Origin of the sequence: Shewanella sp. 10N.286.52.C2 (genome assembly GCF_002874545.1) — a bacterium.
GTDB lineage: Bacteria > Pseudomonadota > Gammaproteobacteria > Enterobacterales > Shewanellaceae > Shewanella.
Genome location: NZ_MCTV01000039.1, coordinates 12,767 through 37,219 on the forward strand (window position 1 = coordinate 12,767; position 24,453 = coordinate 37,219).

The window sequence follows — 24,453 nt, forward strand, 5'->3', positions numbered from 1 at the left end:
CTTTTAAAGCTCATCGGTATTAACTCATCAATCTAATTGAGTTAATACCATGGCCCTTCATGCAGGAAGCACTCATGTTACAGTTTAAAAAATTATCGACGGCGCTCGCTGTCAGTTTAGCTATTGCCAGTTTGTTAGGTTGTGAAACTACAACTGAAGACTCTGGTTCAGCAGACACAGTGACCAATCAACGCATATTATTCTCAGACCAGCACCAAGATATCAAACTGGAAAGTGTTAATCGCCGTAAATGGGATAATCCGGTGATAGCCGATTTTGACCAGGATGGTTATCCAGACCTTTTGCTGACCGATCATGGATATTCAGTAAAGCTTTATTGGAACAATGAAGGCACATATTCGAAAGGTCATGATTTGATTGTGGGTGACATGCATGGCATTGGTGTTGCAGATTTTAATCAAGACGGAAAAGTTGATATTTTAATTTCTCGTGGAGGCGGTTCAGGCTCCAATGCACGTAATGCCAAGCTATATCATTTTGATGGCCGAACGATCATTGAAGGTAATGAATTTAACCCGCCATTACAAAACTTACGTGGCAGAACCAGTAAGTTTTTTGATGCAAATAACAATGGTGAATTAGATTTAATATTAATGGGTTTTCCCTCGCGGGCTAAGGGGCCAAAGCCCAAAAGTACGACTGAAAACTTTATTTATCAAAATGACGGTAAAGGCAATCTCAGTTATGCGACAGATTTACCGCAAACCTATCAGGATGGGCAAAAAGTACTAGTTACTGACTTTAACAATGACAAAATTGATGACTTATTTATATACGGTCATGGCCGGCTAATCGCTTTAAAGGGAAATGGTGATTTAACTTACACAGAAGTGACTAATGGTGTGTTTGCTCAAGATATAAAACATGTCACTGGTATAGCTGAAATTGATTATGATAATGATGGTGACTTTGACCTCTATCTTACCAGAGCAAGACCATTTGAAGCGGGTGACACCTTCTTTGATAAAACCAGTAATACTTTTGCCTTTTATACTAAACGTGGCAAGTTCCGCTTTGAGGACTTAATCATTGGTGACACTTTTGAATTAGAAAATTACCAGTCACCTTATCCAAATCAAGATGTGTTTATAGGAGAGGGAGCATATAAGTACCAATTTGAAGGTGAGCGTCATAGTGGACAAAACATCAAGTTGGTTAGCAGTAATGCATTAGGCTGGCCTGACAAACTACCTAATAAAGGGCTATATGTTGGTTACGTAGGTAATGATACCTGGCGGATCGCAGGAAATACCTTCTCGCCAACGACTGGGGTAGTTAAAGGTGTTGAGCAATATGACGCGACAGAGCAACTGCCTGCGCCTAAAGACATGTTACTTGAGAATCGACATGGAAAATTTGTCAATGTCATGGCTAAGGCTAATCTAGTGATGAATGAGCATACTTCAAGTGTCGCGGTGGCAGACTTTAACAATTCTGGGTATCAAGATTTGTTTGTGGTTAAGCAAGGAGATTTGTCTCAGGCAACAGAACAGCTACTTTGGCTTAATAATGGTGATGGTACATTTACAGTTCAAGCGCACCATGGCATTAAATCACTTGAGCTCGGCGCAGCAGGCTCTGGCAGTGATGTGGTGGATTACAACAGAGATGGTTTTAATGATCTTGTTTACGCAAATGAGCGTGGTCAATGGCATGTTTACAAAAACCAAGCGGTCAATCGCGATACGGGGAATGCGAACTTCACTGTAGTAACAGTTAATAACTCACCAAAGGATAAAGCAACTGCACAAGGGGCTTTGGTAAAACTTAGTGCTTGTGGCAGTAGTCAAATTAGGCGAGTCGGCGCATCTGGTGCGCCTTACACGCAATCTTATAATCAACAAATCCATTTTGGGTTGGGCGAATGTCAGCAAGTTGATTCTGTTGAGGTCAGTTGGACTAATGGCGAAACGTCGACATTTAAAGACATTAACCCTAATACCATCAATCAAATGGTTTACGACAAGTAATAAATAACGATTGATAAGTATTCAGTAATGAGTGGCGAGTATTAATTAAGCAATATAAGTGACAGTGAAAGGTTTCCCAACTTAACCAAATTGATTAACAGTTTTAATCGCGCCGTAATTCGACTTTATTTGGATTACGGCTTTTTTATAATGGTATCAATTTATTTTGCACTAGGTGTTACATACTGAAACCTCATATGTTTATATGTGAGTAGGACTTAGCCAGCCTCATAAATCAATGCATATAAAAATGATTAACATGTGATCCAGGCTGTGAAACTGAAAGCGATAACGATTTTAGTGTGACCAAAAGCCGCATAAACGCAGCGTAATGTTTCTGGAACTTGCTGGCGTATCAGTGATGCTAGGTACTTTTACATCTCGCCTCATCATGTTGACGCCAAAGAGACTGTGTATTACGCGTACACTAGTGCAAGCGCGAATGTTTGCGGGTCATGATTCTTAATGATGCATATTTGAACCAGTTTTATCATAATCTCAGCAGCGATATGGCTACCCACTTCCATTAAAGGTAGATATATTACCTCGCTAGGTTGCGAAAGAAGGGAGATTTTGTTTGAAACCGATAGATATTGGCAAAGCTTATAATCAAATTACGCATATTTGGGATAGTCAAAAATTCGATATGAGTAATGGCATTGTGCAACACAAGAAAGCAATAAGCTTTGTTAAGAATCGCGGAAAAGCGTTGGATATTGGCTGTGGCTGCACTGGGCGATTTATAGCATTACTTACCCGTGAAGGCTTCACAGTTTCAGGGCTGGACGTGTCAACTGAAATGCTCAATATTGCTCGCAAACGCCAATCCGATATTCACTTTATAGAAGCTAATATTTGTGAATACGACTTGCCTGAAAAATACGATTTTATAAGCGCATGGGATAGTATTTGGCATGTACCATTGGCAGAACAACGAAATGTGATTACTAGAATTGTAGAAAGCTTAAATACGGGTGGGGTGTTTATATTTTCATTTGGTGGTACAGACAAAGAAAACTCTCACACTGATAATTTTATGGGACCAGAAGTTTACTATTCATCACTGGGTACCAATGGTTTTGTCAGATTACTTATTGAGCTTGGCTGTATCATCAGACATTTAGAGTTTGACCAATACCCTGAGATTCACACCTATCTAGTGGTAGAGAAAGCCTAAAATTAAAGGCTGGGCAGTGGCAAGCCATGTCCTTACACCCAATGTTGAACAGGGCCGAACCACAACACTTGGTTATTTTATTAATTGCAATAAAGGTAGCGTTTAATATGCCGATAAAATTCATCGATGATGCTTTTGTTGTACCAAAAGTATTGGTTACAGAACACTTTCACTTAACCGTACTAGAAGATTCACTTGCAGCATTAGATTATGAGGCAGTGATGTCTAGTCAAAAAAGACTGCAAGGCATGTTTGGCTTAGATTCTGATTGGCCTAAAGTTAATATGTCGTTACAACAAAATATTCAAGAACTAAAAAATCACCAACAAGAATTTGAAGCAAGACAGGCATTTGCTTATTCAGTATTAAACCTTAGCAAAACCAGATGCCTTGGCTGTGTTTATGTGGATCCCAGTCCATCTGAAGATTATGATTGCGAAGTTTATTTATGGGTTCGTGATGATAGTTTGGCGTTAGATAAGGTGCTTTTTGAGACTGTCATGCAATGGCTTAATAATGATTGGCCTTTTGCTCGTATAGGCTTTCCTGGGCGATGTATTGAATGATAAAAATGTCGTTAAGCCTTATCAGTTAGCTTTGCTTTCGACTCAATGAAAATAATCTGAACAAATATCCAACTATGGTTTAGTCTGCAAGCAGGTTTAGTTGCCAAGTGGATTAAATGGCTTTGAGTTACTATTTTCTATCCATTATTTCCTATCCATTATTTCCTACCTATTATTTCCAGTTCAATAATTACAATCTATAGGCACCTGTATTCAAGAATCAAAGCTGTTTTTTTTAAAATAGCTAAATAGAGTTTGCCTAATCAATGCCCAGCCATGTAAGTTAATTTATATGGTTAATTATTATCTTATTTTCACTGTACTCATGCTCAGTTGGGAGGTTGTTAAATGTATATAGAGTTGGCTATTTTGGCCGTATTTACTTTATGTTACAGCTTGGTCGCAGGGCGATTTGAACGCTCGATGATTTCTGGCCCTATGGTGTTTGTACTGGTGGGTTTTGTGCTGGGTCCTTTGGTGCTTAATTGGCTAGGTACTGATCTTGACGGTATCGGTTTACGTGTTTTTGCTGACATAACCTTAGCGATAGTCTTGTTTTGCGATGCATCAAACTCGAATTTATCTGTGCTTAGAAAGCACATTAGCATTCCCACTCGAATGCTAATGTATGGGTTACCTGGTGCTATTTTACTTGGGGTTGCAGTTGGCTTTGTGCTGTTTCCTAATCTCGGCATCTTTGAGATTGCCGCGTTAGCCACCATGCTAGCTGCCACCGACGCAGCTTTAGGTAAAGCGGTGGTTTCAAGTCCCATTGTACCGGCAAGGTTACGTGAAGGTTTGAACATTGAAAGTGGCTTAAATGATGGCATATGTGTCCCTATCTTATTTGTGTTTTTAGCGCTCGCGGCAGGCACTGTGGCAGAAGGGGATGTGTCTGAACTGGCTGTTCATTTCTTAGTCGAAGAATTAGGCATCGGGCTGGTGGTGGGATTAACTACCTCTTTTATGGGTGCTAGCTTAATAAAGTTGTGCCATAAAAAAGGCTGGATAACCGATGTTTGGAGCCAGAATATTGTACTCAGTTTAGCGCTTTCTTGTTTTGCTATTTCACAAGAGTTAGGCGGTAGTGGTTATATTGCGGCATTTACTGGTGGGCTGTTGTTTGGCCATTTATGTAAAGAGACTAAGCATAAATTATTGCTGCCTACCGAGGGTATGGGTGAAATAATGGCACTGCTGACATGGTTATTATTTGGTGCATTTGTCATTGGAAATGCCTTTCACGAGTTTACTTGGACTATGCTGATTTATGCCTTACTCAGCTTGACCATTGTTCGTATGTTACCGATATTTTTGTCATTGGGCCGTGCTGGTGGCAATATCCCTTCTAAAATTTTTCTAGGCTGGTTTGGACCTCGGGGCCTTGCATCGATAGTGTTTGTTATTATCATGCTGGACAAGGATTTACCCGGCGGTAATTTTATGGCCATGACGGTGATTTGCACTGTGTTTATTAGTCTTATTTTACACGGGATGACTGCTCAACCTTTCGCTAAATGGATCAGTAAAAGGGCAGATTAAGTCCTGATTTAATAGGGAAGTGAGAGATTAGCTATCTCTCCCTTAATTTTTTGTCAGCAGCAAACAAAGCTAATCCCCATTCATGTTACGCCATTCACTTTTCACTTTTCACTATTTAAGATTTTATTGTTTGGTTTCACAGCACATATTAGATTAAAAATCGTTAAGCTTGATGTTGTTATTGATTGGTATTTGCTAATCTAAGTTAATGATTTGTTATTACATAAAAAGGAATTTATATGAACAATGCTGTAGTGAAAGCGATTAAAGCCAATAAGTCGTTATTGTTATTTATCATGTTAATGTGTGTTTTTCGAAGCGCTGTTGCAGACTGGTATACCGTGCCGTCAGGCTCAATGAAACCGACTATCATTGAAGGTGATAGATTGTATGCCGATAAAATGGCTTATGATTTACGAGTACCTTTTACGCACATTTCGCTTTATAAGATTGCAGATCCTCAGCGCGGCGATATTATTATTTTCGAATCTACTGCTGCTGATAATAGACTGGTTAAACGTGTCATTGGCATACCAGGGGATGTCATTGCATTGACGGATAATGTGCTCAGCATTAATGGAAAGACATTAGCCTATCAACCAATAAGTGCAACTGATTCATCCGATGACAAAATTGAGCAGTTATTCTCTGAAACTAGCACGGTTAACCATTTCGTTCGTACCAGTAATAGTGGCTCTAGGCTTTCAAATTTTTCTGAGGTTACCGTACCAGAAGGTCATTACCTAGCACTAGGCGATAACCGTGATCATAGTTCTGATTCTCGAGTGATTGGTTTTGTACCTAGAGATGAAATCATAGCCAAAACATCCAGTGTAGTAATGTCATTTGACTATGATAATTACTACATTCCACGTTCAGAGCGCTTTTTACATAGCTTAATTAAGGGCTAAACTTTCATAAGCAAGATCATAAGCTTTGCCTAAATCTACGGTTTTAGGTTTAGCTGACTTGTGGTCTGCTTCTCGTTTATCGGTTGCTCTTATTGTGGCTGGATGAATAAAAACGATAGCTGGCTTCAATGTCGCCAATAAAGCACCTTCCAATAAAAAAGTCCCCGCGCCGCCAGCACCTTGTCCTGTTGTAGATCGTCTATTAATAACTACTTTTTCAATATTATTGGCATCACAATATTGTGAAATTTGCTCTATCAGAATTTTCACTTCCGCTTGCTGAGGGTGCTTGTCTACAGCCAGTTTATTGAACTTTGGATTAATGAGTTCGTGTGCTGTTCTTGTGCCCGTTAACGTCACTATCCGCATTTCATTTGCTTTAAGCATGATTCCCATTACATTCATGATATGTTCTCTTTTGTCATTTTTATTTGGTCAAATCAGCCTTTTGAAGGCGCTGACAGATAAACTTAATCGGCTATCACTTAATCGGCTATCACTTAATTTACTATCACTTAATTTACTATCACTTAATTGATTAGGGTGAAAATCATTATGATAATTATAGTGATAATAGCGCACTAACTTAACATGATACTGTTTATTTATACAGCGTTTGTGATTGGCGTTATTGAAGGCTGATATAGAGGTATATCTTGTCTTTGTAGTGGTTTTTTTGCTGTGTTAGTGGATATTTTAACCATTGGCACTTTTTTCATTAACTGAGTTCAGCAAGGGAAATTTGGGATGTACGACAAATTCATTTGTATAAAATAAGAAGGCTATAAAAATTATAATCTTATAGCCTTTTGTATATCTTAGTTAGCAGCTTGTTTTGAAAGTTATTAGCCTAAGAATAACTGCATGATTATCAAGCAGATTAATACTGGGCAAACAAACTTCACATAAACAGGCCACATACGCCAAAAGTAGCTATCTTTATCAACGCCTTGTTGCTGTGAAATTGCTGCAAGTAACGAATTCCTATGCCAAACCCAGCCTAAATATATCGCAATACCCAAGGCAATTAATGGCTGTGCTCGTTCAGTCGTTATGGTGATGATCAAACCAAATAACTCATTAAAGTTAAACACAATCACGCAAGCAACAGTGGCGATAAACGCGCCGACGACTAAACTGGCACTGTTACGTGTTAAGGACGTTTTTTCAACTAAATAGCTAGTGGGTACTTCTACAATTGACATTGCCGAGGTCAAACCGGCAATGGTCATTAATGAAAAAAACACGATTGCTAATAGATATTGGCTGATCCCACCTAAAGAATCAAAAAGCGCTGGTAATACACTAAACACTAAGGTGTCAGAATTTAGTAAACTGCCATCGTCAGCGAAAATTTGTACGCCATTGTGCTGGGCCACATACATGGCTGGAATAATCATTAACGCGGCTAGCAATGCGACGCTGGTGTCCATTAAGGTAACGTATGCGGTTAGTTTAGCTATGTTTTCTCGTTTATTAAGGTATGCACCGTATACCATCATGGCGCCAGTACCCACAGACAGTGAGAAAAAGGTTTGCCCTAATGCGCCCATTAACACCTCTGTATCTAATACCCTCGAAAAATCAGGCACAAATAATACTGACAAACCTTGCATTGCCCCTGGCTGGGTTAAAATATAGATAGCGCCAGCGACTAACATGACTAGTAACAGTGGCATCAATCGTTTTGACCAACGCTCAATTCCTTGCTGTACCCCTTGGCGGATCACCCATATCACCAGTGTGATAAACAATAGGGTAAAGACTAAATTTCTACTGATAGAAAAGTCCATTAACCAAGCAGCCACCTCAGCTTGGTTCGCCATCTGTGCCACTGGCGCTAGGGCAAAACTGACAAACCAGCCTGATAGAATGCTGTAGAAAGTACAAATAAGCGTGGCAGTGATAATTGAAACAAGTCCGATACTTTTAGCTATCTTTTTGGCTAAGGGCTTATTAGCAAGTTTAGCCATTGCATCAGCTGGATTAGTCTGTCCGTGACGACCAACCATTAATTCAGCCATTAACATAGGAAAGCCCAGCAGTAAAATTAACACGGCATAGACAAGTAAAAATGCACCGCCGCCATGGGTTGCAGCTTGTGTAGGGAATCCCCAGATGTTACCAACACCAACAGCAGAACCCGCTGCAGCCATAATAAAACCAATACGTGAACTGAATTGGCCTGATGATTTTACGCTCATGATATAACTCTATAGACATTATTGAAGAGCGCGCATACTAGTACTTTATAAATTAATGGCAACGAATACTTTTTGCTTTAAATTAATCATAAAAGCGATTTTATTGCTATGTATTCATCAGAAGAGATGATTTATCTTCTCATGCTGTGTTTTGTGTGACTTTTGTGTTTTAGCGTAGTGGTAAGGAGGTGAGTACGCAATTTAATTTTTTACAGCTTCAGTTAACGAAAAGTGATTTAGCACCTAAGACGTTGCTAAAATTACCCTTTTAATGTTTTATTTGTGTCGTTTTTGTTATTAATTTAGGTCGGTTAATTATCATTATTTGGAAGTGGAAGTGGAAGTGGAATTGCAGTGCTGCTTTTGACATTTTTGAGGACAAAACTGGAGTGAACACCGGCGATATGTGTGTTGGTAGTTAATTTTTCTAATAGAAATACTTTATATTGTTGCATATCCTCAACGATGACTTTTAAATGATAATCGGCTTCACTGCCAGTGATAAGACTACATTCTTGTACTTCATCATATAAGGCGATTTCAGCTTCAAAAGCATCCAATATATCTGAACTGTGTTTTTCTAGGCGCACTTGAATGTAAACCGTTAAGTTTAAGTTGAATTTTTCTGCATTAAGTACTGTAGCGTAACCATTAATAAAGCCTGCATCTTCTAACGCTTTTACACGTCTTGAACAAGGTGATGGAGATAAACCGACTTGTGCGGCTAAATCTTGATTTGATAATTTCCCTGTTGATTGCAGTCGTTGCAATATTTGCATATCCGTTTTATCAAGGGTTAGTTCAGCCATGTTTGTGCCTTTAGGGAATTCAATAGGAAAGCGACATTTTCTTTGATTATAAATACCTGAGTCGATAATACAAAGCGACATAAAAAATAGCGTATAAAATAATGATCATGTTCATCTATAAGTTAGTATTATCTCATAAAAATGCCGTTCAGCGTGGCTGAACGGCATTGATATTAAGGCTAATGCCGCATAAAGCTAATCATGGTTTATTCGTTAATCCATTTATGCGCTGATCGGCCGTTAACGAGTACCGCATCTTCACGGTAAAGTACTAGCTCTGGACGTTCTAACGGTAACTCAGCAGAAGGCTGAATATCAGCTGCTGAAACATCATAGCTGTAGCGACCTTTTTCAAAAGGACCCACTTCTTCGCTGTTCATCGCTGAAGCAATTAATACTGGTACCATAGGTTTAGTATGCTTGCGACGCCCTGAAGGATCGTTAGGGAAGCTACCATAATTGGTGCGACCTACACGTTCACTTTCAGTCACAAAGTACATTGATGACGGGCCAATATCTGCCATTGCTTCATCGTTTGTTCTATCTAAACGGATGACACCATCAAAGCGGGTGTTACTAAAGTGACCACGAGTAAATGTTTTCGAATCACTGGCATTGGCCATCACGGCAAAAGCACTATCTGTGGCAGTAATATTAGTGCCCCAGATATTGTCGATGATTTTTTCATGTGGCTTTAAGAAAACCGCCGCCATGCCTTCATAGTTATGAATGTTGATCATACGAATATCGGTAATTGAACCGACATTTTGACCTGCACGGTTTAAGTAATCATTTGGCTTGCCACTACCTGGCTCTAAACGAATAGTCAGTCCGCCTTGTGCGGTTAAATCTCGCAGTAATACTTGGCGGCCACTAAACAGTTGCACCAGCGCATAACCCGTAGCGACCTTGGTATTAGTGGCATTTTGAACCACGCCTTTAACCGCAATACGATTATAAGTTTCATTATTCTCAACTTTACGCGTGTCGCTGTCTGCAACGATAAACACCGATGGGAATATTGAATAGTAGTCTTCAACATGGAAGTTAGAAATAGCAAAGTTTTCGACAAATCCTACGCGAAAAGGAATCGAGTTTCTGAAAATAACTGGGTTATTAACATCGATGGTAAATTTCTTAGTCGGGTGAGTAGAAGTAATTTCAATATTATATAACTTCGGCGGCAGGTTATTGGCATCACGTCCAGCAGAAAACAAGGCTCTATCAACCATTTTAATGGTGACCTCAGGGTCAATCTCAAGGCGTACATTTGATTTAAGATTGATTTGAGTTAACACATATTCACCTGGCGCCATACGCACAACCCCCCCCATTTCTTCTTCAGTTGCGCGATTAATCGCTTGTTGAAGACGAGCAACCATTTCAGCCGTGGTACCACCTGGGTATACCATTTCAGGTTCATCGTCGATGACTTCGTTAGTGAAGTAATTAACCTCATCAACGATAACACTTTCACCTAAGCCTCCAGCAATCGAGCCCATTGGTGCATACTCAAGTGTAGGCGTGTAACGTGGAAAACCGCGCTGAAATGGAAAGCTAATACGTAGCTTAACTTTTGACTTTGGGGCTAACGTTTGTTCAGTCACTTCGTAGTAAGGGACGTTATTATCAGTTTCGCCATCAAAATTAATCACTGGCACAGTGGCGTTATCAATCAATAGGCGGAAATTGCCATTAATGGCATCACGGGTACGGTTTCTAATCGTTACGTCAAAAGAATAGGTTTGGTTTTCTTGGTTGATAATAGGGCGTGAGTATTTTTGGATAAAAACATCGCTGTTGATATTGTGCCACTGTGCTGAAGCGATATTGGAGTAAGCCAACATCGCTAGAGACGCAAGTATCGTGAATATACTGGTAGCTTTCATAGGTTTTCCTTGTGCAATTAATGATAATTTATAGATGGTTTACCGTGATCTAATCCATTAGATAGGCTTAGCCATGTTCAAAATGGGCATTGATTAAAATTGAACGTTTTCTTCATAATGTTATAAAGAATTCAAGGAACCGCAGACGTTACAAAGGTGAAGATTACTCTGAAACGACATGGCTTAAATTCAGTAGCGAAATCGGTCACTAAAAGTCAAAATAAAAAGTGCCAGAGACTCATTCATAGAAACTTATTCAAAGGGGAGTCTCATAGAAACTTACTCATTACACATAAAGGGGTGATGTAATGAGCAAGTCGTCTCTGACGCTAAAGTGAATTGACAAGTTGTAGATTTCGTCAATGAAATGGAGTTTTTTAATTAGTGAAACCGAGTTTAATGCTGTTGGGGCAGAATAAACTCAGTATTCAATGTTAATCGGCTACAACAGCTGACGATTAACATTGTCATAAATTAAAATGAGTATTGAACACTACCGCCGTAGAAACGGTTCCAATCACGAGGGTAGAAACCTTGACCAAAACCTTCTTGGTTAGTGTTTTGACGGGTAGTGTAAGATTGGTCAAATAAGTTTTTAACATACAAGCTGAAACGTAAGTTATCGCCGCCGAAGTTAAAGTAAAGATCCCAAATACTTGATGACGGATTAGCATTTTGATCAAGTGCTAGCTCATTAATGGTTTGTGTATGCGCACCGTTATAACGCCAAGCTGCTTGTACGTTACCATTCCAGCCCGTGTTACCGAATTCAGTTGAGTATTTCAATGTACTAAATACTTGCTGCTCAGCATTATTCGGGAAAGAAAGACCTGTTTGATCAAATGTTTGACGACCTGTTACAGGATCAGTGTTACAACGATCTGCTAATTCGCCACCGTCACCTGCAGGGCAGTTAATCGGTGTATCTGAGAAATCTTCGTAACGCGCATCAAAAATGGCGTAACTCGCGGTCCAACGTAAATCTTCTGTGATATCAACTATCGCATCAGCTTCGAAACCCGTTGAGCGTGCTTCTTTTGCATTCACGTAACCTGCGAAAACGATATTCTCTTCTTCATCAATCACGCGTGTTGCGCGTACTTGATAATCTTCAACTGTCATATCAAAGTAGGTGATGTTGAATAGTACGTCATTATCAAAAAAGCCAGTACGTAAACCAATTTCAAAGTTACTTGATTGCTCAGGTTTTGTTGGGAATTGATCAGCATCTAATGGGTTAGTATTTGTTGTAACAAAATACGAAGAACCTTTATAACCCGTTGAGTAATTGACATAAGCACGAATTGAATTGGTAAAGTCGTAACCCACAACAGCCTTGTAAATAAATGCATCATCAGAATCTGAGAACTTGGTTTTTTCAGTTTGACGTTTAATCAATGAAGGATCTGTCTGAGACATTGCTAACACATCATCGTATGTATCCATACCGATCCCATCTGATGGTGCAAACAAATCAGTACGCTCGAACGTTGCTTCACCTTCTTCATGCAGAGCACGGAATCCGAAAGTGGCATCTAGTTGATCTGTTATTTGGTATTCAAATTGACCGAAGATGGCAAAGTTTTCGAAGTTAGTGGTGAAGTTACCACCAGAGAGCAAACGGCCTGGATTTAGGTCGGCCATCATGCTTTCGTCAAACTGTTGCCCTTCGTACATGCTTAAGAAATTTCTTGTAGACTGGCGATCGTAACAACCAGATAACTCGCCGCCATTGATAAAGCCGAAGTTACCGGCGATACAACCATCTCGGTTTTCTGAACGTTGACCTTCAGTGTTGTGATAAAACAAACCTACAATCCAATCAAACTTTTCATTATCGAACGAGCTTAAACGAATTTCTTGTTGGTTCACGATAACAGATTCATTACCGCCAAATGCTGAGCGCTCTAGTGGGAAGTTTAAAGTGAAAAAACCTGAACTGTTATATAAGTCGAAGTCTCGGTAGCTACCATTATATGAAAGGGTTAAGTCATCATTAAGGTAATAATCAGCAGCAATAGAAAAGCCGAGGTTTTCAGTTGAACCATAGTTTGCTTCGGGGTTACGAGCAGTAACAGGTTTACCTGTATCATCAAATGATTTTGAAGAATTGATACGGTTATAAGTTGTGCCTTCAATGATGCCATCATCTTTAATGTTGATGATAGGTTTAGGGCCGTAATCTGGATTAACTGGACCAATCTGTGTCATTGAACAACAGTTACTGTCTGTTTCAGCATATTCAGCACGGAACAAGATATTAAATTGCTCGCCATCATCATAGAGAAGTTGACCACGTAAACCTGATTGATCTTTTTCACCAATTTTATAATCTTCATGACCTGGCATAGTATTGTCAATCCAACCGTCAACTTCGCTCCACTGTGCGTTCATTCGAAACGCCCAATTGTCAGAGAAGGGCACATTCACTACGCCACTAACATTTATACCATTATCTTGGGTGAGTTCGGTTCTAACTTTACCGCTAACACCATTTAAATTAGGCTTTTTGGTCACATAATGCAGCATGCCGGTTGAGGTGTTTTGACCAAATAAGGTGCCTTGAGGACCACGTAACGCTTCAACACGTTCAACATCGGCAACCGCAAGGTTTAGCATAGATTGACGGGGTAATACTTCACCATCAATAACCACAAGGTTTGAAGATTGCAAACCGATAGAGTTAGTAAAAGTACCAATACCACGGGTTTTTAATGTTGTTGTTCTAATTTCAGTACTGTCATCGATACCAAAGCCCGGTAGGTATTTAACGAGGTCGAAACCGTCTTGGACACCCATTTTTTCGACTAAATCACCATCCAAAACTTCAATAGAGACGGGAACATCTTTTAGTGCCTGCTCACGTTTTTGCGCGCTTACCATGATGACTTCAATGTCTTTAGTTGAAACCGCTTCTTCATTAGGCGCATCTACAACTTCCGCAGCATATAGGTTGCTTGAGAAGGCTGCAAAAGAACAACCAGCCAGCAATATTGCTTTGTGCAATTTACTATATTTAGGCATTTTATTACTCCGTGTATTTATTATTTATGTCTCATTGCGGGAATTTCTCCCCCCCCATACAAACCAGAACTTGGTAAACCACGACTTAATGTTCACTATGTATTAAAGGTATTTGTTAGTATTTGTATATTAAACACCCAATACAGTTCATATGAAGTATTTAAACATATGATGTTTAAATGTGCAACATGTTAAATATTTGTTGTTATAACGGTGCTATCATCTTGATTTTTATTTATTTATTACGCGAATTGTCATGTTTTGTAGCGGATTTGTAAATAAAAATATCTATTCAAAAGTCAAATCAATGGCATTACTTGTGACCCAATAATGACGAATTTTGACTGTTATAAGCACCATATGAGTGCGCTTAAGATTGTAAGATACTACTTTTGTTGCAGTTTTAGGCGCTTTAGATAATATAGTCAGGTGCTGTAATCGTTTTGTTTATTAATCTGTAATGTTAATTTATGTAAAATAAGATAAATAAACATCATATGTTTGAATAGTTATCATGTTTTGGTTATGATTTCAATTATCTTGTATAAATGAACGCGTTATTTGACCACTATTACCTTCGTTAATTGCTCGTTCATTTAACGAGTTAAGGCAATCGGTACAACAAGCTTGTTCTTTCTATACCCATAAACTGAGTGATAGAGGATTGTGAATTCAATGAAATGAGCCGCTGATATTTTAATCAGATCACTCAACATTGGTTAGCAAGGTTTAATCTAGGAGCATGGATCATGAAAACTAAATTGTTAGCAGGGCTAGTTACCCTTACTAGCGTATTGTCGTTAACAGCATTTGCACCATCCAATGCGTTAGCCGAAACAGTTAGCGCTGAAGATAAAAAACAACAGCCAAATATCATATTAATATTTGCAGATGATGCAGGTTTTGCAGACTTTGGTTTTCAAGGCAGCAAAATAATGAAGACCCCACATTTAGACAGTATTGCAGCGCAAGGCATTGTTTTTAGTCAAGGCTATGTCAGTGATTCAACCTGTGGCCCTTCGAGAGCGGGGTTAATGACAGGGAAGTATCAACAACGTTTTGGTTATGAAGAAATTAATGTACCTGGTTATATGAGTGACAACTCAGCATTAGATGGCGCAGAAATGGGTCTACCAGTTGATCAAACAACCATGGCTGATTATTTAAAAGACCAAGGGTATAAAACTGCTATTTTTGGTAAGTGGCATTTAGGCAGTGCAGAGCGTTTTCATCCATTAAACCGCGGTTTTGACGAGTTTTTAGGCTTTAGAGGTGGTGATCGCAGTTACTTTAAGTACCCTGAAAATATTACGAACATTAACAATCCTGATGACATTATGTATGACAAACAACTTGAGCGAGGCTTAGGGCATTTTGAAGAGCGCGAAGAATACCTAACTGACGTATTAGGTAAGGCGGCCGCAGACTTCATTGATAGAAACCAGCAAGACCCTTTCTTTATCTACCTAGCCTTTAACGCTGTGCATACACCATTAGAATCTGAACCAGACGATCTTAAACAGTTTCCTGAACTTAAAGGCAAGCAACAAGAACTGGCTGCAATGACGTTAGCCATGGATAGAGCGACAGGGTATGTGACCGACAAACTCAAATCATTGGGGTTAGCAGACAATACTATTATTGTATTTACTAATGATAATGGCGGCCCAACAGATAAAAATGCATCGAGTAATGCGCCATTAGCCGGCACAAAATCTAACTTTTTAGAAGGCGGTATCCGTGTTCCGTTCATCATGAGTTGGCCTGCAAAAATAAAACCCAATCAACAATTTGATTTTCCTGTATCGACCTTAGATTTACTGCCTACTTTTGTCAGTGCAGCTGGTGGCATTGAAACCGTGACTGACACTGATGGAGTTGATTTACTGCCTTATATTATGGGTAACAATAAAGCGCGTCCTCATAAGCAGATGTTTTGGAAAAAAGAAACCAGAGCGGTTATCCGTGAGGGCGATTGGAAAATGATCCGTTACCCAGATAGACCCACTGAACTTTATAATTTAGCCAATGATATTGGTGAGCAAACAAACCTTGCAAACGACCAGCCACAGCGGGTTATATCCATGTATAAAGATTTGTTTGCTTGGGAACTGACATTAGAACGTCCAAGATGGTTGCTGAAACGTAAATTTGAAAAGTATGATATGGATAGAATGGATAAATATCGTCTACCCGCGAGTCAATAAAATAACAATAATAAGAGAACAACATCATGAAGATAGAATCTGTTGAAGCAATACTAGGTAGAGTTGGCTCGCGCAATCAGTTACTCGTTAAAGTAGTCACTGAATGTGGCATTATCGGTTGGGGTGAATCAGGCCTTTCAAATCGTGAATATGCCGTTATGGGGGCGATTAAACATTTTAGTCAATTTTTAAAAGGTAAAGACGCCAAACAAATTGGCCGTATTTGGCAAGAATTATACCGTAGCCATTACTTTGAAGGTGGCCGCGTGATTACCGCGGCTATTTCAGCCATCGATATCGCTTTATACGATATTCTCGGAAAAAAATTAAACGTCCCTGTTTATCAACTGCTTGGCGGTCGACAACGTGACAATATTCCTTGTTTTGCTTGTTGCTATACAGAGGCGGATCCTGACAAGTTAGATGATTTAGTTAAAGAGTCAAAAGCCTTAATCGCTTTAGGTTGGACAACCATTCGGGTTATTCCAAGCCGATTTGATGACTTAACCACTTTTGAGCCACAAGAATCGATTACTCGCACCGCGCGCTGTTTAAATGAATTACGTAAAATTTTAGGGCCTGACATCACCCTAGGTATCGATTATCACCATAGATTAAGTGTCGCTGAAACCGCATCATTTTGTCAGCGCCTAGCGCCTGATACGCTGGACTTTATCGAAGAGCCTATTCGTAATGAGTCGCCAGAGGCTTATAAAACCTTAAGAACGATGACAAATATCCCGTTCGCTATTGGAGAAGAGTTCAGCTCAAAGTGGGCAGCTAAACCTTATATTGAACAGGGGCTGACACAATATTTACGTATCGATGTGTGCAATATTGGCGGCATAACTGAAGCGGTGAAAGTATCAGGTTGGGCAGAAGCGCATTATATCGATGTCATGCCCCACAACCCATTGGGGCCAGTATGCACCGCCGCTACAAACCATTTTGCCGTAGCGTTACCAAACTTTAGCTTAATGGAAACACATCAAGGGCCGTTTAGTCCGTTTGGCGCCCATGATGACAAACTGTTTCCGCAACAGCATAAGTTAGAAGGCAATAAATTTATCGTGCCTGATGTACCGGGTTTAGGTGTTGAAGTGAATGAAGCTGAATTTAGAAAGTCGACCCCAATAGAGGTTGAAGCGCCGCATTTAAGTAAGCGTGACGGTTCACACACTAACTGGTAATTAATCCTATGACTACGACTATGACTGAAGAAACACTATGACTAAAGAAACATTAGCCGTGCAGCAATACGATAACAGAGTGAATTTTGTGGGTGAAAGCCCATTATGGCATCCGCTGCGCAGTACCTTATATTGGGTCGATTTCCCTAATAATCTATTAATGGGTAAAAATGACAATGAATCAATTGAATATACTTTTGATGAAATGGTCACCGCAATTGGATGGATTGACGAGCTTCATTTATTAATAGCCACAGCAACAGGCTTGTATCAATTTAACCTCGAGTCAAAGCAAAAATCTTTAGTGGTTCATGTTGAGCATGAATTACAAAGCAATCGCAGTAATGATGGCCGCGCTGATCCATGGGGCGGTTTTTGGATAGGCACCATGAATACTGATGCCAAAGCCGATGAGGGTGCGTTTTATCGTTATTACCACGGCGAGTTACGAAAGGTTATCCCTGATTTGTCCATTCCCAACGGAGTGTGTTTTGATCTTTCTCGCCAGCGTTGTTATTTCACTGACTCAGCGAAACAGCAAATCTATGTGATAGCGCTTGATGCAAACACTGGCTGGCCTATACAAGATGCCGTTAACGCCACACTGTTTTACGACTTTTCAAATACGGCGGTGTCACCTGATGGCGGCATTGTCGATGCTGACGGAAATCTTTGGGTATCACTTTGGGATGGCGGGGCAGTCATGTGTATTTCGCCTGATGGGGTTGAGCTTAAGCGTATATTGGTTGGTACCCCCAGAGCAACATGCCCAGCATTTGGTGGTGATGAAGCACAGCTATTGTTTACCACAACCGCTGCCTGTGGTCTTGAAGATGAAGCCATAACCCAAGTCATTCATGGTGCAACGCTATTAGTGATGGAAAAAGTGAATGGCGTTTTTGAACCTGCAGTGAAAATGTAATTTACAATAGTGCTATTTAACAAAGATATCGAACAACGCTGGCTGCTAGTTCTAGTGGTCAGTTCTTCGTGTTGTCGTTTTTATCGGTCTAAAGTGAGTTGTTAGATAGATACAGGCTCATTTTCGTCACCAAGTAATTTGCCACTTTAAACAAATCAAAGCCGTGGTGCTTCGGCTTTTAATTGTAAAGAACAGACCAAAAGGGCAGCGGTTCAGCCCTCTTGGTTTATTTATAAACCATAGTTCCAGCAGTCCCAGCGAGATTTTCGAAAAACGAAAATATTTCCAATGAGGGACCATTCAGATTTGAACCTGATTGGTATTGTTTACGTTGTTTTTCGAAAAACTAATTATGGAGCACAGTTAATTTCTGTGGTCATCAATTTGTTTGTTAAAAAATATCGAGAATAGAAGAAAAGCCCATGATCCCAATTTTTAACTAGAAGCGCTCTTTAACGAGAGCAATTCTTTTACTAGATTCCAAAATTTAACGGTATCAACCCACCCTTAAACATAGTATGTTTATAAACATATAAGGTGAATTGCTTTTGTCATACTATTCATTTTATTATCCACAAACAAGGCACTGTATATAACGCACAACACAAGGCTAAACTCACATGCTCTTTAACATTAGGTATACAAACTCTTCATTGCTCATTTTACTCACTGTCGCCACTATGAGTTGTAGTGTTGAGGTCGAAAAAGACCAGGTTCAAGCGATAGAGGCTAATGAATCAGCAGCATATAACACAATGGCTGTATTGCCTTATTCAGATCCAAAAAATCATGGTGACTGGATACTTAATCCCGAGGTCAGTGATGAATTTGAGACCGATACATTAGATGAAGACAGATGGTATATCGTTGGTAAATTTGAAAACGGCAAGCCCGTTTATAAGCATCCAGACAAGCCCAATAAAAAAGTCTGGAAAGGCCGAGCACCGTCGCAGTTCTCTGGTAAAAACTATCGTTTAGAAAATGGAAAGCTAATACTAGAAACCCGTTGGGAGCCAGATTTCCCGTTCACCGATGAGATTAGAGTTCCTGTTTTCGGGGATGCGCTGCCCCATGAAAATCTCACTACAGCCTGTATCATTTCCCGCAAAGAGTTCAAATATGGCTACATTGAGATTAAGAGTAAGGCAGCAGATGCTGAAATTACCAGTGCTTTTTGGGCGATGGGACATCAACTAGAAATCGATTTCTTTGAACAGTTTGGCGATCATCGCGATCCAGAAAAATTAGAACTGGATAAAGAGCTTTGGTGGTCAATTCGAGACTGGAGTAAAAATACCAGTAAACCGGGTAAGCCAACTTACACAGAGCATAAAGACCTAGGATTTAGAGTCGCTGATGATTTCCACATCTACGGTATTGAATGGAATGAAAATGGCTTTAAATACTATGTCGATGGGGTATTATTTTCAGATGTAAGCGCCGATGACGTTCGAAAATGGGCCTATGAAAACCGTGAGGTGAGCGAAGATTACGACGGATACGTAGCGACTAAACCCATCAGTATTTGGTTAGACCAAGAAACCTTTCCTTGGCACGGTGTCCCTGATAGTAAAGCCGATTTAGAGCTTAATAGTCCTGAAGATAAAAAAGATGACGGAATTGTCGATTTTGAAATTGAATACGTCAGAGTATGGCAAAAATAATTCAACGACGAGTCGTAGTTGTGCTCGTTAGACTTAGGTGGCCCCTTACCTTTGTAGGAGCCACTTTCTTTCGTCATGGGGCAACTCTGATGAGAGATGAAGCTTTTTTAATCGTAATATTGCCTAACTCTGGCATAGGAACATAGCTGCTATTTTTCAGATATCAGGCATGCACTGTAATACAATATGTCTACTTTGATACTCTGATTTGATACTCTGATTTGATACTCTGATTTGATACTCAAAAAAGTAGGCTCAGATCAAATTGTATTATCTACGACAGATTCGTTCTGAATTATCTATACCTTAAACTTATCCACTTTAAAGCCTATACTAAATCCCTCAAAGATAAATAATAATTTAATCAGTTGTTTATCTAATTTCTTGTCACGTTTTTTGAAATGAAGTTAGGTCCTCTCTCATTAAATCCCTCCAATTTATTCGCCGATCATAAATCTGTTTAAATTCCATATAAACATATTGCTTACTTAAACATCATATGTTTAAATCATGTTAATAAAATGATTTGCACCTGTAGCGAAATGCTTCGACCATCTGTAGCTTCGTCGTAAATCAAATTTATTAACATAAAAAAATCAGTGGTAGTCGATATCTTTGCAGTGCTGGAGTTTTGCTTAGTTTGCGAATGAGTTGCGTGAATTACTGCCGCAGTAAGTAACATCGGTTGGTTAAACCATGGAATGTAAACAAAACATGGTGTCAGCCAATGTTAATTTTAAAACTCGACTTTCGAGGTTTGGGGAAACTATTTTGTTAGAGAACACATTGTCAGAGAGCACTTCGAAAGAGTCTAAACTTGTTTCGAGCCAAGCTTCGAAAAGCAAAAACATTCAAGCGATAAAGTTTTCATTAATTGCCGCTTTTGGTGGCTTTGTATTTGGCTTAGATGCCGCCAACATTTCTGGTGCGCTGCGCTTTGTTAGCTCCCAATTTGAATTAACTAGTATGCAAACCGGCAACGTGGTCGGTTGCGCTATTGTAGGGGTGATTTTAGCGCTATTTTTTACGGGGAGTTTATGTCAGCACTTTGGCCGTAAGAAAGTGTTACTGGCTATTGCCTTGACCTATTCATTGTCTACCGTGATCTCAGCATTTGCTAATAGTTACGAAATGCTGGTTGTAGGGCGTTTTATTGGCGGAGTCGCCTTTGCCTCAATCACCGTATCTGCCATGTATATTGGTGAAATCGCACCAGCCAAACAGCGAGGGCAATTTGTATCGGTCAATCAGTTATTGATTACGTTAGGAAGCTTAGTTGCCTTTGTTGTTAACTATTTTCTAATCAAATCAATGGGCAATATTGAAGTATTAACGGATGAGAATATTTGGCGAGTGATGTTAGGGTTTGAGCTAGTACCTAATATTATTTGGTTCGGTTTATTACTAACCATCCCTGAGTCTCCACGCTGGTTGATGAGTAAGCAACGACATAAAGAAGCTGAACAAGTATTCAGTGACATTTCAGATCCATCTGAAGTGCCTGCAATGATGGACGATATTAAACAAACTATTGCACAAGATAGTAACACCTCAGTGATTCAGCAGCTTAAGTTACTGTTTAGTAAACCCATGCGTTTTTTAGTCATTCTTGCTGTGTGTTATGCCGTTGTTCAGGGTGCGACAGGGATGAATGCGGTGTTATTTTACGCACCTACCGTGTTTGAACAAATCGGTATGAGTGTTGAAGATACCTTTTTACAAACCATAGTGCTCGGCGCAATGTCGGTTTTATTTACCCTTGTTGCAATATTCACGGTTGAGAAATGGGGTCGTAAAGTATTAACCGTTGGCGGCTTATTATTAATTACCGTCGCACACTGTTCAATTTGGTATGGTTTTGACAATGCAACTTACGTTATTAACCAACCTGCGATTGAAATAATTGCTGAGCAAGGTGTTGATGCAAATAAACTCATTCCATTTATTGGCAAAGATTACCACAGTGATGTAGCGTTAAAGGCTGATCTAGCCAGCGTGTATTCTAAAAAAGAGTTACCGTTAGTCAGTGGCACAGTTATTAATGCCTCGATTAATATTAACCCAGCATTTGTTTTGTTTGGTTTATTTGCTTTTTTAGCGGCGTTTAACATGTCCATAGGCCCTATTATGTGGGTCATATTTTCAGAGATTTTTTCAAGCCGGGTTCGCAGTGTTGCACTGCCGTTTGCGGCATTAGTACAAAGTATATCGAGTTGGAGTATCCAACAGTTTTTCCCTTGGCAGCTTGAAAACATGGGCGCTGCGAATACCTTCTTGTATTACGGCGGGGTAGCCTTTGTGGGTTGTTTTGTGATGATGCTAATTTTGCCTGAGACCAAAGGTAAATCCATCGAAGCCATTGAAAGACAATTAGTGAAACAGGGATAAATTACTCGCTTAACGCCGTTGTTAACACGTTAGCGCTAATCGCTGTAATCAAGAGTTGTTTCAGAACAAAAATAATAAGTAGAGAAGTCATATGTCAGATCGGTTGAAAGGTGAAGTTGCTATCGTTACGGGTGGTGCTGATGGAATAGGTCGCACTATCGCTTTAGAGTTTTGTCAGCAAGGCGCGAAAGTGTGTGTTGCTGATATGAACAGTGAACTGGGGCTTGATGCTGTTGAAGCGTTAGTGACAAAAGGTTACCAAGCTATATTTGTGAAAACCGATATTTCAGATGAAGCCATGGTCGATGCCATGGTCGCTATAACGGCGGCAGAACTTGGCGCGCCAACAATATTAATTAACAATGCAGCGTTGATTAGTCCGGGTAATAAGATTGAGTCTGTTGGCGTTGATGCGTGGAAAAAGAGCTTTTCAGTTAACGTTGATGGTATGTGGTATTGCAGCAAAGCCGTTTTACCCCATATGAAAGCCAATGGCCGCGGCAGTATTGTTAATGTCGGGTCAGTGCATTCATTTAAAATAGTACCTGGGTATTTTCCTTACGCAGTGACAAAACATGCGGTTATAGGGCTCACTCGAAACCTGGCGGTTGAATTCGCTCAGTATAATATTCGTGTTAATGCGTTATGTCCTGGAATGATTGAAACGCCGATGGCATTTAAGTCGTGGGGAGCGACAGACGATCCACAAGCGTCAAGACAAGCTATGGGTGAAGTGCATCCGTTAAAACGTAATGGCACCACTGAAGAGGTCGCGAAACCGGCATTGTTTTTAGCCAGCCAAGATTCAAGCTTTATGACAGGACAAAGCCTAGTGGTTGATGGTGGTCGTTCGGTCATTTATCACGATTAACACCTCAATTGTTGGAACATAAAAGTGGCCACTATGGTGTCTTTACAAAAGTCGATTAAAGACGGTTTTGAGCTTATTACCATTGCCAACAATACTCTGTCTTTTACCGTGGTGCCTGCCATTGGTGCGAAAATAATTTCATTAAAATCGATGCTTACTGGCAGAGAGTGGCTTGAACAACCTCAAGGCGCTCATGCTTTTTTGAAACAGCCAAATTATGGTGAGTCATTCGTCAATGGCTTTGATTGTGGTGGTTGGGACGAATGCTTCCCCAGCATCAATGGCGAGCAATACGCTTTACCAGCCCTTAAGCATGTATCAATCCCTGATCACGGTGAGCTATGGTGTTTACCGTGGCAAGTCACTGAAATTGTTGAGTCTTCGCATTTCATCTCATTGACACTTCGCTGCCTGGGTAAACAGTTACCTTATGTGTTTACGCGTACCTTAACTCTTGCCGCTGATGCTAACCATATCGATATTCAATACCAGCTTACGAATAGCAGCGACCATCAATTACCCTTTGTGTGGTCAATGCACCCGATTTTTGCTGCTGAAAAAGGCATGACCATAGCGCTTTCAACAGTGATTAACCGCTTTAGAACCGACAGTGGTTTTAAAGCTTTTTTTAATACAGATGCAATGACAGTGCAATGGCCTTATGAAAGTCAGCAGCAAGATGAGCTAATACATTTAGATAGGGTATTAGCACCAGACAGTCACTTTGCCTGCAAGCTTTATAGTGATGATTTATCAACGGGTGCTATTAAAAATCAGTCTATTGAGGTTGCTTTAGTTGAGCCGCCTTCAGCCAGTGGCGCTTATCAACAACGTTGTGGTTTTAGATATCGTAGTCATGATATTTCACATTTTGGCTTATGGCTCAATTATCGAGGCTGGTCTGGCAGTGATCAACCGCCTGCCTATGTCGTGGGTTTAGAGCCTTGTTTAGGGGGTGCAGATTCACTCAATGAAGCGATTAAGCGCGATGATTATTACTTCATCAAACCCAATAGTAAACGTAACTGGTCGGTACAATGCTTTATTGTGTAATTGCTATTAATGAGTGTGTTTAATTACTAAGTAGCTGTTATAAAA

General features: G+C 39.9%; 17 protein-coding genes. 12 read left to right on the top strand and 5 right to left on the bottom strand.

Translation table 11 applies throughout. From position 1 onward, the window contains the following. The first annotated feature begins 74 nt into the window (after positions 1-74). From BCU94_RS13870 to lepB, 5 genes are all read left to right on the top strand, one after another. Positions 75-1,991, top strand: a complete 1,917-nt coding sequence (locus tag BCU94_RS13870) for a CRTAC1 family protein (protein ID WP_102476706.1) — start codon at positions 75-77, stop codon at positions 1,989-1,991. Between the two features lie 577 nt (positions 1,992-2,568). Then, a complete protein-coding gene (locus BCU94_RS13875) occupies positions 2,569-3,168 on the top strand; it encodes a class I SAM-dependent methyltransferase (protein ID WP_102476707.1) in 600 nt (199 codons plus the stop codon). Between the two features lie 107 nt (positions 3,169-3,275). After that, positions 3,276-3,734 (top strand): hypothetical protein, encoded by a 459-nt coding sequence (locus BCU94_RS13880; RefSeq protein WP_102476860.1) that lies wholly within the window; start codon positions 3,276-3,278, stop codon positions 3,732-3,734. A gap of 348 nt (positions 3,735-4,082) precedes the next feature. Then, complete coding sequence (locus BCU94_RS13885; RefSeq protein WP_102476708.1) at positions 4,083-5,276, top strand: cation:proton antiporter; 1,194 nt, start codon at positions 4,083-4,085, stop codon at positions 5,274-5,276. A gap of 239 nt (positions 5,277-5,515) precedes the next feature. Then, positions 5,516-6,187, top strand: coding sequence for a signal peptidase I (gene lepB, locus BCU94_RS13890; RefSeq protein ID WP_102476709.1), 672 nt, complete (start codon positions 5,516-5,518; stop codon positions 6,185-6,187). On the opposite strand, the gene BCU94_RS13895 is transcribed toward lepB, so the two are convergent. The 5 genes from BCU94_RS13895 to BCU94_RS13915 all read right to left on the bottom strand — a co-directional run bounded on the left by BCU94_RS13895 (position 6,173) and on the right by BCU94_RS13915 (position 14,113). After that, on the bottom strand, positions 6,173-6,592 hold the full coding sequence (locus BCU94_RS13895) for a DUF3010 family protein (RefSeq protein WP_102476710.1): 420 nt from the start codon (positions 6,590-6,592) through the stop codon (positions 6,173-6,175). The genes lepB and BCU94_RS13895 overlap by 15 nt on opposite strands. A gap of 440 nt (positions 6,593-7,032) precedes the next feature. Next, a complete protein-coding gene (locus tag BCU94_RS13900; RefSeq protein ID WP_102476711.1) occupies positions 7,033-8,391 on the bottom strand; it encodes a sodium-dependent transporter in 1,359 nt (452 codons plus the stop codon). A 311-nt stretch (positions 8,392-8,702) separates the two neighbouring features. Further along, positions 8,703-9,200: an Lrp/AsnC family transcriptional regulator gene (locus BCU94_RS13905; protein WP_102476712.1), complete on the bottom strand. Its 498-nt coding sequence runs from the start codon at positions 9,198-9,200 to the stop codon at positions 8,703-8,705. Between the two features lie 206 nt (positions 9,201-9,406). Beyond that, positions 9,407-11,089, bottom strand: a complete 1,683-nt coding sequence (locus BCU94_RS13910) for a hypothetical protein (protein ID WP_102476713.1) — start codon at positions 11,087-11,089, stop codon at positions 9,407-9,409. Positions 11,090-11,563: 474 nt separating this feature from the next. Beyond that, positions 11,564-14,113 carry a TonB-dependent receptor gene (locus BCU94_RS13915; protein WP_102476714.1) on the bottom strand — a complete coding sequence of 850 codons (2,550 nt, stop codon included), beginning with the start codon at positions 14,111-14,113 and terminating at the stop codon, positions 11,564-11,566. Positions 14,114-14,862: 749 nt separating this feature from the next. Between BCU94_RS13915 and BCU94_RS13920 the strand changes: the two genes are divergently transcribed. The 7 genes from BCU94_RS13920 (at position 14,863) to BCU94_RS13950 (ending at position 24,408) form a co-directional block, all read left to right on the top strand. Beyond that, positions 14,863-16,320 carry a sulfatase gene (locus BCU94_RS13920; RefSeq protein ID WP_102476715.1) on the top strand — a complete coding sequence of 486 codons (1,458 nt, stop codon included), beginning with the start codon at positions 14,863-14,865 and terminating at the stop codon, positions 16,318-16,320. A 26-nt stretch (positions 16,321-16,346) separates the two neighbouring features. After that, positions 16,347-17,510, top strand: coding sequence for a mandelate racemase/muconate lactonizing enzyme family protein (locus BCU94_RS13925; RefSeq protein WP_102476716.1), 1,164 nt, complete (start codon positions 16,347-16,349; stop codon positions 17,508-17,510). Between the two features lie 37 nt (positions 17,511-17,547). Continuing rightward, positions 17,548-18,432, top strand: a complete 885-nt coding sequence (locus tag BCU94_RS13930; protein WP_102476717.1) for an SMP-30/gluconolactonase/LRE family protein — start codon at positions 17,548-17,550, stop codon at positions 18,430-18,432. Positions 18,433-19,052: 620 nt separating this feature from the next. Beyond that, positions 19,053-20,096, top strand: coding sequence for a family 16 glycosylhydrolase (locus tag BCU94_RS13935; protein WP_241904115.1), 1,044 nt, complete (start codon positions 19,053-19,055; stop codon positions 20,094-20,096). Between the two features lie 771 nt (positions 20,097-20,867). Beyond that, entirely contained in the window at positions 20,868-22,484 is a 1,617-nt protein-coding gene (locus BCU94_RS13940; RefSeq protein WP_241904116.1) for a sugar porter family MFS transporter, read from the top strand. Between the two features lie 91 nt (positions 22,485-22,575). Beyond that, positions 22,576-23,355 carry a glucose 1-dehydrogenase gene (locus tag BCU94_RS13945; protein WP_102476718.1) on the top strand — a complete coding sequence of 260 codons (780 nt, stop codon included), beginning with the start codon at positions 22,576-22,578 and terminating at the stop codon, positions 23,353-23,355. A gap of 33 nt (positions 23,356-23,388) precedes the next feature. Then, on the top strand, positions 23,389-24,408 hold the full coding sequence (locus BCU94_RS13950; protein ID WP_102476719.1) for a hypothetical protein: 1,020 nt from the start codon (positions 23,389-23,391) through the stop codon (positions 24,406-24,408). The last annotated feature ends 45 nt before the right edge of the window (positions 24,409-24,453 follow it).